At 69.3% G+C, this 15603-nt stretch carries 16 protein-coding genes; 2 read left to right on the forward strand and 14 right to left on the reverse strand.

Going from position 1 to position 15603, the window contains the following annotated elements:
• Positions 1-12 precede the first annotated feature (12 nt).
• Positions 13-882: an HpcH/HpaI aldolase/citrate lyase family protein gene (locus ASC92_RS25150; protein WP_056521245.1), complete on the reverse strand. Its 870-nt coding sequence runs from the start codon at positions 880-882 to the stop codon at positions 13-15.
• Positions 883-957: 75 nt separating this feature from the next.
• On the opposite strand from ASC92_RS25150, the gene ASC92_RS25155 reads away from it, so the two are divergent.
• A complete protein-coding gene (locus ASC92_RS25155) occupies positions 958-1869 on the forward strand; it encodes a LysR substrate-binding domain-containing protein (RefSeq protein WP_056521248.1) in 912 nt (303 codons plus the stop codon).
• On the opposite strand, the gene ASC92_RS25160 is transcribed toward ASC92_RS25155, so the two are convergent.
• The 9 genes from ASC92_RS25160 to ASC92_RS25200 form a co-directional block, all read right to left on the reverse strand.
• Positions 1866-2555 carry a substrate-binding domain-containing protein gene (locus tag ASC92_RS25160; RefSeq protein WP_200936032.1) on the reverse strand — a complete coding sequence of 230 codons (690 nt, stop codon included), beginning with the start codon at positions 2553-2555 and terminating at the stop codon, positions 1866-1868. The genes ASC92_RS25155 and ASC92_RS25160 overlap by 4 nt on opposite strands.
• Before the next feature lie 2 nt (positions 2556-2557).
• The gene (locus tag ASC92_RS25165; RefSeq protein ID WP_056521251.1) at positions 2558-3448 is read right to left on the reverse strand and encodes a DUF1932 domain-containing protein; all 891 of its coding nucleotides are present in this window, start codon (positions 3446-3448) and stop codon (positions 2558-2560) included.
• 16 nt (positions 3449-3464) lie between these two features.
• On the reverse strand, positions 3465-4292 hold the full coding sequence (locus ASC92_RS25170; protein WP_056521254.1) for a metal-dependent hydrolase: 828 nt from the start codon (positions 4290-4292) through the stop codon (positions 3465-3467).
• Between the two features lie 19 nt (positions 4293-4311).
• Positions 4312-5307, reverse strand: coding sequence for a Bug family tripartite tricarboxylate transporter substrate binding protein (locus ASC92_RS25175; protein ID WP_056521257.1), 996 nt, complete (start codon positions 5305-5307; stop codon positions 4312-4314).
• Positions 5308-5312: 5 nt separating this feature from the next.
• Positions 5313-6296, reverse strand: a complete 984-nt coding sequence (locus tag ASC92_RS25180; RefSeq protein ID WP_056522142.1) for a Bug family tripartite tricarboxylate transporter substrate binding protein — start codon at positions 6294-6296, stop codon at positions 5313-5315.
• Between the two features lie 32 nt (positions 6297-6328).
• Positions 6329-7633, reverse strand: coding sequence for a gallate dioxygenase (locus ASC92_RS25185; protein WP_056521260.1), 1305 nt, complete (start codon positions 7631-7633; stop codon positions 6329-6331).
• A 65-nt stretch (positions 7634-7698) separates the two neighbouring features.
• Positions 7699-9054, reverse strand: coding sequence for an MFS transporter (locus ASC92_RS25190; protein ID WP_056521262.1), 1356 nt, complete (start codon positions 9052-9054; stop codon positions 7699-7701).
• A gap of 35 nt (positions 9055-9089) precedes the next feature.
• Positions 9090-9791 carry a 4-carboxy-4-hydroxy-2-oxoadipate aldolase/oxaloacetate decarboxylase gene (gene ligK / locus ASC92_RS25195; protein ID WP_056521265.1) on the reverse strand — a complete coding sequence of 234 codons (702 nt, stop codon included), beginning with the start codon at positions 9789-9791 and terminating at the stop codon, positions 9090-9092.
• Between the two features lie 2 nt (positions 9792-9793).
• Positions 9794-10822, reverse strand: coding sequence for an amidohydrolase family protein (locus ASC92_RS25200; RefSeq protein ID WP_056521269.1), 1029 nt, complete (start codon positions 10820-10822; stop codon positions 9794-9796).
• 167 nt (positions 10823-10989) lie between these two features.
• On the opposite strand from ASC92_RS25200, the gene ASC92_RS25205 reads away from it, so the two are divergent.
• Positions 10990-12282, forward strand: coding sequence for a LysR family transcriptional regulator (locus ASC92_RS25205; RefSeq protein WP_235506003.1), 1293 nt, complete (start codon positions 10990-10992; stop codon positions 12280-12282).
• On the opposite strand, the gene ASC92_RS28315 is transcribed toward ASC92_RS25205, so the two are convergent.
• The 4 genes from ASC92_RS28315 to ASC92_RS25220 are packed head-to-tail and all read right to left on the reverse strand — an operon-like array spanning position 12215 to position 15583.
• A complete protein-coding gene (locus ASC92_RS28315) occupies positions 12215-12826 on the reverse strand; it encodes a hypothetical protein (protein WP_082519716.1) in 612 nt (203 codons plus the stop codon). The genes ASC92_RS25205 and ASC92_RS28315 overlap by 68 nt on opposite strands.
• Positions 12827-12860: 34 nt before the next feature.
• Positions 12861-13637, reverse strand: coding sequence for a DUF899 domain-containing protein (locus tag ASC92_RS25210; protein ID WP_056521274.1), 777 nt, complete (start codon positions 13635-13637; stop codon positions 12861-12863).
• A gap of 1 nt (position 13638) precedes the next feature.
• Positions 13639-14319: a DUF6923 family protein gene (locus ASC92_RS25215; RefSeq protein WP_056521277.1), complete on the reverse strand. Its 681-nt coding sequence runs from the start codon at positions 14317-14319 to the stop codon at positions 13639-13641.
• 43 nt (positions 14320-14362) lie between these two features.
• Positions 14363-15583, reverse strand: coding sequence for a hypothetical protein (locus ASC92_RS25220; RefSeq protein ID WP_056521279.1), 1221 nt, complete (start codon positions 15581-15583; stop codon positions 14363-14365).
• Positions 15584-15603: the final 20 nt, after the last annotated feature.

The raw sequence follows: 15603 nt of genomic DNA on the forward strand, positions 1-15603 counted from the left end.
GAATAGGGAAGCTCAGCCGGGCAGCAGCCCCAGGCTGCGTGCGCTCTCGACGATGGCGCGCGCGCGGATCACGAAGGGGATGTCGATCATCTTTCCGTCCACCATGTAGGCGCCGACGCCCTTGGCATCGGCCTCTCGCGCCGCCTCGACCACCTTGCGGGCGTGCGCGATTTCTTCGTCGGTCGGCCGGAACACTTCGTTGGCGATGGCGATCTGGCTCGGGTGGATGCAGGTCTTGCCGAGAAAGCCGAGGTCGCGCGCGAGCATCGCCTCGGCACGAAAGCCCTCGGCGTCGCGGATGTCGGCGAAGGCGCTGTCGTAGGCATACAAGCCCGCTTCGCCGGCCGCGATGCGCACCGTGAACATTGCCTGCCGGATCGCGGAGGGCTCGCGCCGCGCGATGCCCAGCGGCTCGAAGAGGTCGCCCAGCCCCAGCTGCAACCCCGCCACGCGCGGATGCGCCAGTGCGAGCTCGGCGGCCGTGCGCAGGGCAGCGGGTGTCTCGATGTTCAGCAGCAGGCCGATGGGCGCGTGCGCACCGTTGGCCCGCTCCGCGCGCTCGATGGCCTCGGCCGCCGTGCGCACATGTGCCGGGCTCTGCGGCTTGGGCAGGTTGATCAGGTGCACGCCGGCCTGCGCCACCGCTGCCACGTCGCGCTCGAAGTGCGGCGTGTCCATGGCATTGATGCGAACGATCAGCGTCTTTTGCGACGCGGCCACATCGGCGCCGGCCAGCAGCTGGCGCACGGTTTCGCGCGCTTCGTCCTTGCGCGGCTCGGACACCGCGTCTTCTAGGTCGAGGCAGATGGCATCCGCCGCACTGGCCAGTGCCTTGGCGAACAGCTCTGGGCGGGTGCCGGGAACGAAGAGTTTGCTTCTCATGGATGCAGTGTCCGCAGTTCATGAGAGAAGAAAAACAGCCGTTCCCTGTGATCACATCGTAGAAAATCTATCTTCATGGAAACGGCCTACCTGCAAAGCTTTCTTCTGGTGGTGGAATCGGGCTCGATGTCGGAGGCCGCTCGCCGGCTCGACCTGACGCCCGGCGCGGTGGCGCAGCAGATCCGCGCGCTCGAGCGAGAACTCGCCGCACCGCTACTCGCGCGCGCCGGCCGCACGGTGCAGCCGACCGAGGCGGGGCACCGGCTGGTGCAGCGGGCCCGCACGCTGCTGCGCGATGTGAGCGACATCAAGGCGATGCTCGGCAGCGAAGCGGCCAGCGGCGAGCTGGTCATCGGCACCATCAACACGGCCATCCACAGCCTGCTGCCAGACATCCTCGCGCGCTTCGTGAAGACGCATCCGGGTGTCAAGGTGTTCCTGCAGTCGGGCACCACCGCCACGCTCTACAAGGCGATGCAGCAGGGCGAGCTCGATGCGGCCGTGTGCCTGTACCCGTCGTTCGCGCTCGCGAAGACCTTCGACTGGGCGCTGCTGCGCGAGGAGCCGCTGGTGCTGCTCGCGCCCAGCCGCCTCGCGCGGCGCGACCCGCACGAGCTGCTGCGCACCTCGCCGCTCATCCGCTACGACCGCAATCTCGGCGGCGGCAAGCAGGCCGACCGCTACCTGCGCGCGGCGGACATCGTTCCGCAGGAGCGCTTCGAGCTCAGTTCACTGCTGGCCATCGCGATGATGGTCGACCGCGGCCTCGGCGTGTCGATCGTGCCTGACATCGCCTCGCCGCTGCTCGACGGGCAGCGCGTCGCCAAGATCGCGCTGCCGCTGCCTTCCGAGACGCGGCGCTTCGGCATCCTGTGGTCGAGGGCTTCACCACGGCTGAAGCTGATCCACGGCTTTGTCGAGAGCGCAGGGCTGGTCACGGCGGGAAAGGTCAATGGCAACGGCTCGCGCAAGCCGGCTGGCCGCTAGGCCGGCTCCATGCCATGCCGGCGCTTGGCTTCCTCGGTGGCCGCCGAAGCGAAGTAGGCGAGCAGCGCATTGGCCGCATCCGGCTTCGATGCATTCCTCACCGGCGCCGCGCTGAAGACCGTGGTGATCTGGATCGCTGGCGGCAGCGGCCCCAGCAGCGCGATACCTTCGACGCCGATCAGTTCGCTGAACTGCTGGAAGCCCAGCGAGGCTTCTCCCCGCGCGATCAGGGAGCCCACGGGCACGCCTGGCGGCGCCTGCACCAGCCGGCCTTTGATGGCGTCCGCGATGCCCCAGCGCTCGAACAGCGCGGCCAGCGCCACGCCGCTGGGGCCGGTCGAGCAGGCGATGACGGCGGCGTCCAGCACGGCACGCCGCACCGCTTCTTCCGTAGAGATGTCGACCCGCGCCGCGTTCGCGGCGACGGCCACGGCAACGCCGGAGCGCACTACGTCCGTCTTGCGCGATGCGTCCAGCTTGCCGGCCGCGCACAGCTTGTCGATGGCGTCCGAGGCGAGAACCACCACGTCGAATGGCTCGCCGGCCGAAACGCGCCGTACGGCATCCACGCCGCCCACCGCTTCGATGGAAACCGGCACGCCGCTCGCGCGCGTGTACGCCGCGGCAAGTTCCAGCAGCAGGCCTTTCGTGGCCATGGAGCAGATGCCCTTGATGGAATCCGGCATGGTCACTCGCGCCCGATGAGCCGGTCCGAGTAGGCCTGCCAGTCGCTCGAGGCGTCGAGCCCGTCGAACAGGCCCTCGCGCGCCATCGCGGCGACCCAGTCCTGCTTCGCCGCGATGGCGGCCGTCATCAGCGGATCGAAGCCGGCCTCGCGCACGGTCTGCGCCGCCTCGCGCATTTCCTCGGCGCGGCGCTTGCCGTGCTGCACCACGCGGCTGAAGAAATAGGCGCCTTGTCTGTCCCAGTCGATCTGCGGAAAGGTTTCCTTCAGCGTGGGCAGCACGTGCTCCTCCACGCCGTAGCGCCTTGCGGTGGTGTAGCTTTCGATGACCAGCGCCTCCAACCCCTTGATCATGATGCTGCGGCTCATCTTGATCGCGGAGGCGACGCCGAGCCGGTCGCTGACCACGCGGACGTCCATGCCCCAGCCGCCCAATGTCCCGGCCAGCGCTTCGGCCTGCGGGCCGCCCAGCAGCATCGGCACGCGGATGCCGTAGGGCGGAACCGAGGTCATGACACCGGCCTCGACATAGGCCACGCCCGCGGCCTCCAGCGCCGCCGCGGCGCGCTGCTTGGTGCCGGGCGATGCGGAGTTGAGATCGAGGAAGCGGGCGCCTGAGCGCGCGTGGCCTGCGGCTTCCACGGCCACGGCGAGCGTGTTGGAGGCGGTGACCGCCGAGACGAGCAGGCCGGCGTGGCTGCAGAGCTCCTGCATGCCGCTCGCCACGCGCATCCCTTCGTCTTGCGCCGCCGCGCGCGTAGCCGCGCCCGCGGCGGGATCGGCGAAGCGCTTGTCCCACACCCAGACGGCATCCACGCCGTTCTGCGTACGCAGGCCGCGCCCGAAGATGCCGCCTACTTCGCCATAACCGATGAGGCCCAGTGTCGTTCCCATGGTGCTGCGTGTCCTTTCAGAAGATGGCCTTCTCGCCGGGCTTCAGCGCCAGCACGCGCGTGCGGCTGTCGCCGAGCGCGCGGATGTATTCCTCCGGCGTGCCCTTGCCGAGCGGGTTGGCGCCATAGTGCATCGGAATCACCGTGCGCGGCCTGAGCCATTCGCGCGTGGCGTAGGCTGCGTCCGCCGGGCCCATCGTGAAGTGGCCGCCGATGGGCATCAGCACGAGGTCGGGCTTGTAGTAGTCGGCGATGAACTTCATGTCGGCGAACAGGCCCGTGTCGCCCATGTGGTAGATGCGGAAGCCGTTCTCCACCTCGATGATGTAGCCCACCGGCTCGCCACCGGGGTGCACCTCGTCCTTGCCGGTGGCGGGGTTCTTCCAGACGATGATCGATGAATGCTCGGCGTGCACCGCCGTCACCTTGATGCCCGGCGCGGGGTTGATCGTTCCGCTCTTGTTGAAGCGCGGCACCAGGTTGGGCGGCAGGATGCCCAGCACCCCCACCGTCTGGTTCATGTCGCCGGGCGCGTACATCGGCACCTGGTTGAGCAGCGCCAGCGCCGGCGCATCCGCGAAGTGGTCGAGGTGGCCGTGCGTGACCAGCAGCACGTCGACCTTGCCCAGGGCCTCGAGGTTCTTGTACGCCGGGGGCGTCAGCGGGTTTTGCTTGAGCCAGGGGTCGGTCACGATCACCTTGCCGCCCGGCGTGGTGATGCGGAATGCCGACTGGCCGAGCCAGAGCACTTCCGTCTTGCCGCCCGCGGGTTGCGGCGGCTGCGCGCACGCGGGGAGCAGTGCCGCAACGGCCAGTGCGAGCAGCAGGCGAACGAGCGATTTCATGGCGTGTGTCTCCGCAATGTCAGTCGACGGTGATGTGGGCGCTCTTGATCACGCGCTCCCATCGCTTCATTTCGCTCGCGATCAGTTGGCCGAAGGCCTGCGGCGTGGTGGGCGTGGGCTCGGCGCCCTCAGCGGCCAGCCGCGCATGCACGTCCGCCGAGTTGAGCGACTGGTTGATCTGCCGGTTGAGCATGGCGACGATGTCCGCCGGCGTCCCGGCCGGCGCGACCACGCCGTACCACTGGTCGGCCTCGAAATCCTTGGTGCCGGGCACGCCGCTTTCGGCCACCGTGGGCACGTCGGGCAGCAGCGCGATGCGCTTCGGGCTCGACACCGCCAGCGCGCGCAGCCTGCCGGACTTGATGTGCGGCAGCAGCGCGGGTGCACCGGTGAAGAGCAGCTGCAGCTGCCCTGCGAGCAGGTCGGTGACGGCTGGCGCCGTGCCCCTGTATGGCACGTGCAGGAATGACGCGCCGGTCTGCAGCTTGAGGTACTCCGTCGCGATGTGCGCGGCGCTGCCGTTGCCGCCGGAGCCGAAGGCCAGCTGGCCCGGACGCGCCTTGGCCAGCGCGACCAGCTCGGCCAGCGTGCGCGCCGCAACGGAGGCATGCACCACCAGCACGTTCGGCACGCGAGCCACCCAGGCCACGGGGGCGAAGCTGCGCACGGGGTCGTAGTCGAGCTTGGGGTACAGCGAGGGGTTGATGGCCAGCGTGCCGATGTGCCCCATCAGCAGCGTGTAGCCGTCGGCGGGCGACTTCGCGACTTTGTCCGCGCCGATGGAGCCGCCGGCGCCTGGGAGGTTGTCGACCACCACGGGCTGGTGCCAGGCGCGGCCCAGCTCGAGGCCGATGGCCCGGCCGAGCACGTCGGTGGAGCCTCCGGGCGTGAAGGGAATGACCATGCGGATCGGCTTGGCCGGATAGCCCTGGGCCAGGGCAGTGCGGCTCGCCGGCAGCAGAGCGCTGGCGACCGCAGTCAGGCAGGCCTGGCGACGGGTGATGGCTGTGGTCATGGCGCTCAGTCGGGCTTGATGTTGGCTTCGCGGATCAGCTTGCCGTAGCGCGCCACGTCGGCCTTGAGCAGCTTCTCGAACTGAGCCGTCGGCCCCGGCAAAGGAGCGCCGCCCGCTGCGGCGAGCTGGTTGCGCACCTCGGGCGAGTCGATGGCCTTCTGCACCGCGTCGTGCAGCTTCTCCACCACGGGCTTGGGCAGCCCGGCCGGCCCGACGAGGCCGTACCAGACGCTGGCTTCGAAACCCGGGTAGCCCGACTCGGCGACGGTCGGCACGCCCGGCAGCACGGCCGAGCGTTCGGCGCTCATCACCGCCAGCACGCGCAGCTTGCCGGACTTGGCCAGCGGCAGCGCTTCGAGCGCATTGACCGCAACCACCTCCACGTGGCCACCGAGCACGTCGGTGAGCGCCTGCGCGCCGCCCTTGTAGGGCACGTGCCGCAGCTGCAGGCCGGCCGTGTGCTGGAAAAGTTCCATCGCGAGATGCGGCGTCGAGCCGTTGCCAGGCGTGGCAACCGTCACGCTGCCCGGTTTTGCCTTGGCTGCCGCGACGAGGTCAGGCAGGGTCTTGATCGCAGACTCCTCGCGCACCGTGAACACAACGGGCACGCGGCCGACCGAAGCCACCGGCGTCAGCTCGCGTTCCAGGTCGTAGGGCGCGGGCTGAAACAGCGACGGGTTCACCGCCAGCGCATTGGCGGCCAGCAGCAGGGTGTAGCCATCGGGCGGGCTCGTGATGACGGACTTGACCGCGATGTTCGTGGCTGCGCCGGGCTTGTTTTCGACGATGACCGGCTGGCCGAGGATGGCCGACATCCGCAGGCCGACCGAGCGCGCGATGGCGTCGACCGCGCCGCCGGCGCTGTAGCCCACGAGGATCTTCACGGGTTTGGACGGAAAGGCGTCGACCGCGCGGGCAACGCCTAGCTGGCCGAACGCCGCCAGTGCGGCCATGCCGAGGGCGAGGCGTCGGGAAAGCAGGGTTTTCATGTTCGTTGTCTCCGGAATGGAAAGGGGGCGGCTCAGCGCGGCTGCGGTGCGGCGGCGCTGTCCCATGCCTGCGGCGCGGCGTCCTTGCCGGCCACCGAATACAGGGCGCCGGGCGCATTGCGGGTCTGCTGGAAGTCTTCCAGCGACTGGCCGCGCATCGCGGCGTAGATGTGCAGGTTCGACACGCCCACCACCGCGCCCAGCTTCTCCAGCATGAAGAAGATCACGCCGTACTGGATCAGGCCGCGCCAGTCGCGGTGGCGCACGAGGTCGCGCTCTCTGTCCGTCAGGCCGGCGGCCTCGAACGCGGCCTCCTCGTCGGCAAGAAAGGCGGCGCGGTGCGCGGGGCGCGTCATGCCGTGCAGGAACTTGTTGAGGCGGTAGGCGCGCACGCTGGTCTCGAGCGTGAACGGGTAGGTGCCGCGCAGCGCTTCCACGCCGGCCAGTTCTTCCGCGATGCGGCGGCGGTGCCGCTCGACTTCCCCGGCCACGGGCGGGCTCGCGAGGTTCTCGTAGATGGCGGTGGCGATGCCCGTCATCGAGGGCAGGTAGTAGCTCTGGTGCGTCTTGCGCACATTGGACGACAGGGCGCCGCGCATCACCAGCCACATGATGACTTCGGCGCCTTCCATGCCGCCGAGCGTTGCCAGTTCGGCCTGCGTCATCTCGGTCAGCCGCACCGGGTCGTTCTCGATCAGGTCGAGGAACTGCGCGTCCCAGGCGGAGTTGTTGAAGCCCGCGCGCTCGCCGTGCACCTGGTGCGAAAGGCCGCCGGTGGCGACGATCGCCACCCTGATGTCGTCCGGATAGCTCTCGATCGCGCGCCGCAGCGCCTGGCCGAGCTTGTAGCAGCGCCGCGCCGACGGCACGGGCGACTGCAGCACGCCCACCTGCAGCGGGATCACCGGCACAGGCCATGCCGGCTTGTGCGGGCACAGCAGCGACATCGGCGAGAACACGCCATGGTCCAGCGCGCGGTCCTGGAAGAAAGACATGTCGAACTCGTCGGCCACCAGCGAGCGGCCGATGTGCCGCGCCAGTGTCGGATGGCCCGCCAGCGGCGGCAGGTCGCGTGCGCCGCCGCCTTCGTCGGCCACCTCGTGCCGCTCGCCCACGCCCAGCGAGAAGGCCGAGTAGTGGTCGAAAAAGAACGAGCTGACGTGGTCGTTGTAGATGAAGAAGAGCACGTCGGGCTTCTTCTCGGCCAGCCATTGCTGCACCGGCGCGAAGGCCTCGAAGATGGGCGCCCAGACCGGGTCCTGCTGCTTTTTCTTGTCGAAGGCGAAGCCGATGGTGGGGGTGTGGGAACAGGCGACGGCGCCGATGATCTGGGCCATGAATTAGCTCCTGCGCTCAGTGCGGCGCGATGACGGAAGGGGTGGGGAAAAAATTCGGCATGGCTTCAGGTGCGCGCCAGTCGGGGGCTGCCCGCGGAGCCGTCGTCGGCCTGCGCGGCCCGGGCCTTGAGCACTGCGGCCGCAGCCAGCAGCGCCGGCACGGCCAGCAGCGACACGATGGCGCCGAAGCCCCATCCCATCGTCAGCAGCACGCCGCCGAACATCGAACCGACGATGCTGCCGAAGCGTCCCATGCCCAGCATCCAGCTGACGCCGGTGGCGCGCGCCATCGTGGGGTAGCAGCCGGGCGCGAAGGCGTTGAGCCCCGTCTGCGCGCCGCTCATGAAGAAGCCGGCCAGCGCCACCAGCAGCGCGAGCGACGCCGACAGCGCGCCCGACGTGCCGAGACACAGGATGCAGACGGCGCCCGCCGCATAGGCGGCGGCGATGACGCGCGTCGGCGCGGTGCGATCCATGGTCCAGCCCACGAGGATGGCGCCCACCGTGCCGCCGATTTGGAACATGGCGGTCACCGTCGCGGCGGTCTCGATGGGAAGGCCTGCGTCCTTGATCAGCGTGGGCAGCCATCCGGTCAGCAGGTAGATCACCAGCAGGCCCATGAAGTAGGTCGTCCACAGGGCGAGCGTCATCAGCCCGTAGCCGCGCGAGAACAGCACACCGATCGGCTTCTTCGCCGCCACCGGCGGCTCGGCCGCGACGAAGGTGGTCCCAGCCGGGAACACGGTGCGGCAGATGCGGCCCAGCACGGCGGCAATGCGCTCGGCCGGCTGCCTGCGGACCACCATGAAGCGGGCCGACTCGGGCAGCAGGGCCAGCAGCAGCGGCACCAGCACCAGCGGCAGCGCGCCGCCCAGCAACAGCACCGAGCGCCAGCCGAAATGTGGAATGAGCCACGCCGCGGCGAAGCCCACCACGCCCGAACCCAGGTTGAAGCCGGTGAACATCACGGCGATCAGCAGCGAGCGCGAACGCTGCGGCACGTACTCCGACAGCAGCGTCGTCGTGTTGGGCATTGCCGCGCCGAGGCCCAGGCCGGTGAGGAAGCGAAGCGCCGCCATCTGAGGCAGGTTCTGCGCGAACGCGGTGGCGACGGTGAAGATGCCGAACAGGAAGACCGAGGCCGTCAGCACCGTCTTGCGGCCCAGCCGGTCCGACGCGGGGCCGGCGACCAGCGCGCCGAACACGAGCCCGAAGGGCGCGGCGCTCATCACGAGGCCGAAGGCGGCGCGCGACACGCCCCATTCCTGCAGGATGGAAGGCGCGAGGAATCCGATGATCGCGACGTCCATGCCGTCGGCCGCGACCACCAGGAAGCAAAGCACTAGCAGCAGCCACTGCATGGCGCTCATGGAGCGGGCGTCGATGAAGGCCTTGACGTCGACCTGAGCCGGATTGTTCATTGTTGTCTCTCGTTGTTTCGAACAGGGCGGCCGGTCTAGTCCACGTAGCGCAGGCCGGCCTTGGCGAGCAGCTCGCGCATGGCGTACATGTCCAGGCCCAGCTCGCCGGCCGCGAAGCGCGCGCGCTTGCCGGCCTCGTTGGCCTCGCGCGCCTCGGCGGCATCGGCCACGCGTGCGGCCAGCTGCGCGGGCACGACCACCACGCCGTCGATGTCGGCCAGCACCACGTCGCCCGGCTGCACCAGCGCGCCGGCACACACCACCGGCACGTTCACCGAACCCGGCGTGGCCTTGATCGTTCCCTTCGAATGGATGGCGCGGCTGAACACGGGGAAGTCCATGGCGATGAGGTCGCGCACGTCACGCACGCCGCCGTCGATCACCAGGCCCTTGCAGCCGCGCGCCTTGAACGAGGTCGCGAGCAGGTCGCCGAAGAAGCCGTCGGTGCTGTCGGCGGTGCAGGCTGCGACCACCACGTCGCCGGGCTGTATCTGCTCGGCCGCGACGTGCAGCATCCAGTTGTCGCCGGGCTGCAGCAGCACGGTGATAGCGGTGCCGCACATGCGGGCTTCGGGGTGGATGGGGCGGATGCGCGGCGCCATCAGGCCAAGACGGCCCAGCGCCTCATGCACCGTGGACACGCCGAAGCGCGACAGCTTCTCGACGGCAGCCGCATCGGCACGCACGACGCGACGGTGAACGACGCCGAGTTCTTGAAGGACGGGAGTGGTCGACATGTTCAGAGTCCTTTTTGCTTGAGTGCGCGGTCAAGGCGCGGGTACACGCGGCGCGCGTTGCCTTCGTAGATCTGGTGGCGCGCCTTGTCGTCGAGCAGCGGCGTGGCATCGATGTAGCGGCGCGTGTCGTCGTAGGGGAAGCCGGTCTCGGGGTCGATGCCGCGCACCGCGCCGATCATTTCGCTCGCGAAGAGCACGTTGTCGACCGGGATCACGCGCGTCAGCAGGTCGATGCCCGGCTGGTGGTACACGCAGGTGTCGAAGAAGATGTTGTTCAGCAGGTGGTCCTTGAGCAGCGGCTTCTTCATTTCCTGCGCCAGGCCGCGGAAGCGCCCCCAGTGGTAGGGCACCGCGCCGCCGCCGTGCGGAATGACGAAGCGCAGCGTTGGAAAGTCGGTGAGCAGGTCCGAGGTGAGGCACTGCATGAAGGCCGTGGTGTCGGCGTTCAGGTAGTGCGCGCCAGTGGTGTGGAAGCAGGCGTTGCAGCTGGTGCTCACGTGCACCATCGCGGGAATGTCGAGCTCGACCATCTTTTCGTAGATGGGGTACCAGTGCCGGTCGGACAGCGGCGGGCTGGTCCAGTGGCCGCCCGAGGGGTCGGGGTTGAGGTTGATGCCGACAAAGCCGTACTCGTGCACGCATCGTTCGATCTCGGGGATGCAGCTGGCCGGGTCGACGCCCGGCGACTGCGGCAGCATGGCCGCGCCGATGAAGTGATCGGGGAACAGCTGGCTCACACGGAAGCACAGCTCGTTACAGATAGCGGCCCAGGTGGACGAGACCTCGAAGTCGCCGATGTGGTGCGCCATGAAGCTCGCGCGCGGGCTGAAGATGGTCAGGTCGCTGCCGCGCTCCTTCATCAGCCGCAGCTGGTTGCTCTCGATGGACTCGCGCAGCTCGTCGTCGCCGATCTTCAGCTCCGAGACCTTGGGCATTGCCGATGGGTCGGCAATGCCGGCGATCTGCCGGTTGCGCCAGGCTTCGAGGGCCTTGGGCGCGGTCGTGTAGTGGCCGTGACAGTCGATGATCATTCGCAACGCTCCGGAAGGTATGCAGGGGGTGCTTCAGGCATGGAAGAAGTCTGTGCCGCGGCGGCCCTGCGTGGCGTGAGTTAGCGTTGCTTTGCCATCATTCTTTTTTATCGAATAGGGTTAACCCTTGAATATGAAAATGCGCAGCTGAGAGGGGAATGCCGTCCGTGAACCGAAAACCCGCACATCACAAAGTTATTGAGCACACCGACAGCGTGGCGCTCGGCATCAACCTGCGCCATCTGCGCGCGTTCTCGGCCGTGGCGTCGGCCGGGAGCATTGCCGCGGCCGCCGAAGCGCTGTTTCGCGTGGCGTCGGCGGTGACGCGCTCGATCCTCGACCTGGAGGCCGCGCTCGGCAGGCCGCTGTTCGACCGGCGCTCGCGGGGCATGGCGCTCAACGCCTATGGCGAGCTGGTGCTGGTGCGTGCGCTTCGTATCGAGCGCGAGTTCGAGGAGGCGCGAACGCAGCTGGTGGCACGCGGCGGCATCGATGGCGCCGCCGACGTCCATTCGCTCTTCACCTCGATCCTGAACGGCAGGCGTCTCGCCGTGATCGCGAGCCTCGCGGAAAAGCGCAACATGCCCGCTGTCGCGCGCGAGTTCGGCATCACGCAGCCGGCCATCAGCAGCGCGCTGAAAGACCTGGAAAGCGGGCTCGGCGTCGCGCTGTACAACAGGAATGCGCGCGGCCTGTCGGCAACGCCGGCGGGCGAGATCGTGGCCTTCTATTTCAAGCGCGTGCTGTCGGAGCTGCGGCACATCGGGCCCGACATCGCGGCCAGCGAAGGCACCCTGCAGGGCAACATCACGGTGGGCGCGCTGCCGCTCGGGCGCACGCAGATCCTGCCGCTGGCGATCGCGTCATTGCTCGCGCGCCATCCGCGCCTGCATGTCTCCACCGTCGAGAGCCCGTACGATGCGCTGGCCGCGTCGCTGCGCAGCGGCGACATCGACTTCATCCTCGGCGCGCTGCGCAGCTCGGCCGAAGCGAAGGACCTGCAGCAGGAGCCGTTGTTCAAAGACCGCATCTCGGTGATCGCGCGCGCCGGCCATCCGCTCGCGCGGGCGAAGCGCATCGACTTCAGGATGCTGCGCGAGGCGAGCTGGACGCTCTCGCGCCATGGCTCGCCGTCGCGCGAGCTGCTGGAGCGCTTCTTCTCCGATGCGCGGCAGGCGCCGCCGCTGCCGGCGGTGGAAACGGGCGACCTCGCCGTGCTGCGCGGGCTGCTGCTCGAAAGCGACATGCTGACCGCGATCTCCGCGCATCAGCTTCGCTACGAGATCCGCGACGGCAGCCTCGTGGTGCTCGATTTTCCGCTCGAGGAAACCCGACGCCAGATCGGCCTGACGCAGCGCATGGGCGCGTTCCCTTCGCCCGGCGCGCGGGCGCTCATGGATGAGATCGGCAAGGTGGTGGCGGGGTCGCCGGATTTCCGCCTGCCGAAGGGGCGGAAGTAGCGCGGGCGGCCCTGAAGCCAAGGCAAACACCAATGGCGATCACACCGGTGACTGCGAGCATCGCCGCGGTGTGAACGCCGACGGCCGCCAGCGCCAGCAGCAGCGAGCCCGACGCGGTGATCTCCCGGGCAGCCGGTGCGCCGCTCATGCACAGCGGGATCAGCGCCGGCACCAGCATCAATCCCGCGCCGTGCGCGGTGGACATCATGAAAGACCAGAGCGCCAGCCCGGCATTCCCGGCCGCTGCCCGCGCATGCCTTGCATTGCGGCGCCGCAGGTGATACACCGCGACGGCGACAAGAAGCCCGCCCGCCAGCGCCTGCAGCATCACGCCGTCCATCGACAGGCCAAGTGCCACCGCGGCGGCGACGAGCGCGACCGATGCGGCGTGCCCGATGGCGATCGGCAGCAGGGCTCGCAGCGCCTGCCTCCGGTCGCGCGACCGCACGCCCCAGGCGGCGGCGAACATCCAGCCGGTGGTGGGATTCAGCCCGTGAAGGGCGCCGACTCCCGCGACCGCCAGCCATGGCCAGAGGCTTGCCATGATGTTGTCTCCACGCGCCCGGGCCGCTCGCGCTTCAGCTGTGCTCCGAGCAGCACGACCCGGCAGCCTTCGCGTCGGGCTGCGGTTCGTACAGATCGTGGTGGCGCACCCATTCCATCTTGTAGGGCACGTCGCGCTCGCCGCGGCCCTCCGGCACGAGGTCCATCAGGTTGTACGCGCCCATCATCACTTCCACGCCGCGGCCGAAGGTCGAGTAGGTGTGGAACACCTCGCCTGCGTCGTCCTTGTAGAACACGCTGACGCCGGGCGCTTCCTCCTGAGGGAAGGGCTGCATGCCGTAGTTGTAGTAGACCTCGCCGCCGGCGCGGTCCTCGGGCGTGAAGCTGACGTGGAAGTCCCGGTTGAAGTCGCTGCTGTTCGACGACACCCAGTTGAACCGCCAGCCCATGCGCTCGCGAAAGCGCGCGATCTCGGCCAGCGGTGCGCGCGAGATGGCGACCAGCGTGATGTCGCGGTGCGCCAGGTGCACGTTCATGCCGTCGGTGTGGTCCGCCATGAAGGAGCAGCTCTGGCAGCCTTGCTCCAAGCCTGGGCCGAACATGAAGTGCTGCACCAGCAACTGGCGCTGGCCTTCGAAAAGCTCGGCGAGCGTGCGCTTGCCGTTGGGCGTGTCGAAGACGTAGTTCTTCTCGACGTGCTCCCACGGCAGCGCGCGGCGCTCGCGGGCGATCTGGTCGCGCAGGTGCGTCAGCTCCTTCTCGCGCGCAAGCAATGCCTTGCGCTTGGTGAGCCATTTTTCGCTGGACACGACGGGATGGTTCGCGATGCCCGGTTCGGTCGTGGTGATCATGTCAGTGCTCCGTGGGGTTGTGTGGACGGCGCACGGCGCGGACCTTTCCACTCTTGCCGCCGCCGGCATAGAAGAGGTCGGCCCCATCGGACTCGAGCCCGCTGACGCCGGCGCCGCGCGGCATCTCCAGCCGCTCGAGCACCGCGCCACTTTGCGGGTCGATCCGGCGGATGTCGCTTTCTTCCGCCTCCCAGGTGCCGTGCCACAGTTCGCCGTCGACCCAGGTCACGCCGGTGACGAAGCGGTTCGATTCGATGGTGCGCACGACCGCGCCGGTTTCGGGGTCGACCTGGTGGATCTTGCGGTCGCGGTATTGCCCCACCCACAGGCTGCCCTCGGCCCAGGTGAGCCCCGAGTCGTAGCCGTGGCCGGGCGTGGGAATCGACGCCAACACCTTGCCGGTGGCGGGGTCGATCTTGTCGATGCGCGACTCGGCGATCTGGTAGAGGTATGTGCCGTCGAAGGCGGTGCCGGCGTCGCAGGCGACGTCGAGCGTGCGCGTGGTCGCGCCAGTGGCGGGGTCGAAGGCCACCAGTTTGGCGCCGGTGGCGGCCCAGACGTACCGACCGTCGTGGGTCACGCCGGCGACGTCGTTGGAATCGGTGAAGGGGCCGTACTCGCGCACGATCTCGGCCGGCCGCACCGTGGCCTGGGTTGTGTCCTTGCTCTTCCTGCTGGTCATTGTTGGCTCCTGTAGCGCCGTGGATCGGCGCCTGGAGACAACTCTATTCAAACGGCAGCGCAGCGGGGAGTAACAAGATCGTCGTGAATCCCGCCAGCGGCGGCGACAGCCAGCGGCGCGCCCGCGTCTGGCCGATGGAGCGCACCCGTCCTTCGGCCTCCAGCTCGGCGAGGGCGCGCTGCACCGTGCGCTGGCTGGCCCCGAGCGCCAGCGCCAGTGCCGAGGTCGACCACGCCGCACCGTCGGACAGCAGCGCCACCAGCGAGGCCTGGTCTCCGTCGATGGGCGGTGCCAGCAGCGCGACCGCGCGCTCGCCATGCGGCTTGAGCACGAAGCCGCGCGGCGTGGCCTCGATGCTCGCCAGCGTGGTGACGAGCGCGCGCAGGCGGCCGATCTCGACCCGCAGCCGCGCGCGATGCGTTTCGTCGGGCCGGTGGGTGCGAAACGCGGATGCGATCAAGGCTTCGCGGTCGACGTCCGCGGGCCATGCTTCTGCCAGCGCGCGCGCCAGCGTGAACAGAATCGGCCGACGGGCCAGCGGCAGCCATGCGTCGCCAGCGCCCAGGCCTCGGCGACAGGCGTCGACCACCAGCGCGTTCGAGGCGAGGAGGGCGGCCACTTCGTCGAGGCGCAGCGCCTGCTCCCCACCCGCGAAGAGGCGCCGCGCGGCGGGTCGCTCGAAGGCCGCACGCGCTTCCGCCACCTCGGCCAGCAGTGCGGGCACGCGCGCGCGGCCGGCCGCTTCGTGCGCGCGGGCGAGTGCGGCCTGGGCCGGGCCGATGCGCAGCGAGCGCAGCGCCAGTTCGGCCGAGCTGAGTTCGGCCACCGCCACCAGCGCTGGCGGCAGGCCGCGCACATCGAGGTGCATCAGTGCGGCGGCGGCTTCGTCGAGGCGGCCGAGCAGCAGGAGCCGGCGTGCCGCGATCAGCCGCGCCTGCAATGCATTGGCGCGATCGTCGTGCGCCTCCAGCGTGGCCGCCGCCGCCGTCAGCGGGCGTGGGGAGCCGCCGAGGTCGCGCATGGCCAGCGCGACTTCGGCCTCGGCGACGATGCATCGCGCGCGCGACAGCTCTTCATGGGCACCGAAGTCGCGCGCGGCGCGCCGCAGCAACTCGCGCGCGCGAGGGTGTTCCCCGAGCTGCGCCATGGCGATGCCGCGCAGGGCCAGCGCCGGCGGATCGTCGCGCAGGGCGACCCGCTTGAGGGCGCCGAGTGCATCGCCGGCGGCAAGGGCGCGGGCGGAGGCGGCGATGAGGGAGTCCATGGCGACAGGTTACCTTGAGG

The sequence above is a fragment of the Variovorax sp. Root411 genome (assembly GCF_001425205.1).
Taxonomy (GTDB): domain Bacteria; phylum Pseudomonadota; class Gammaproteobacteria; order Burkholderiales; family Burkholderiaceae_C; genus Variovorax.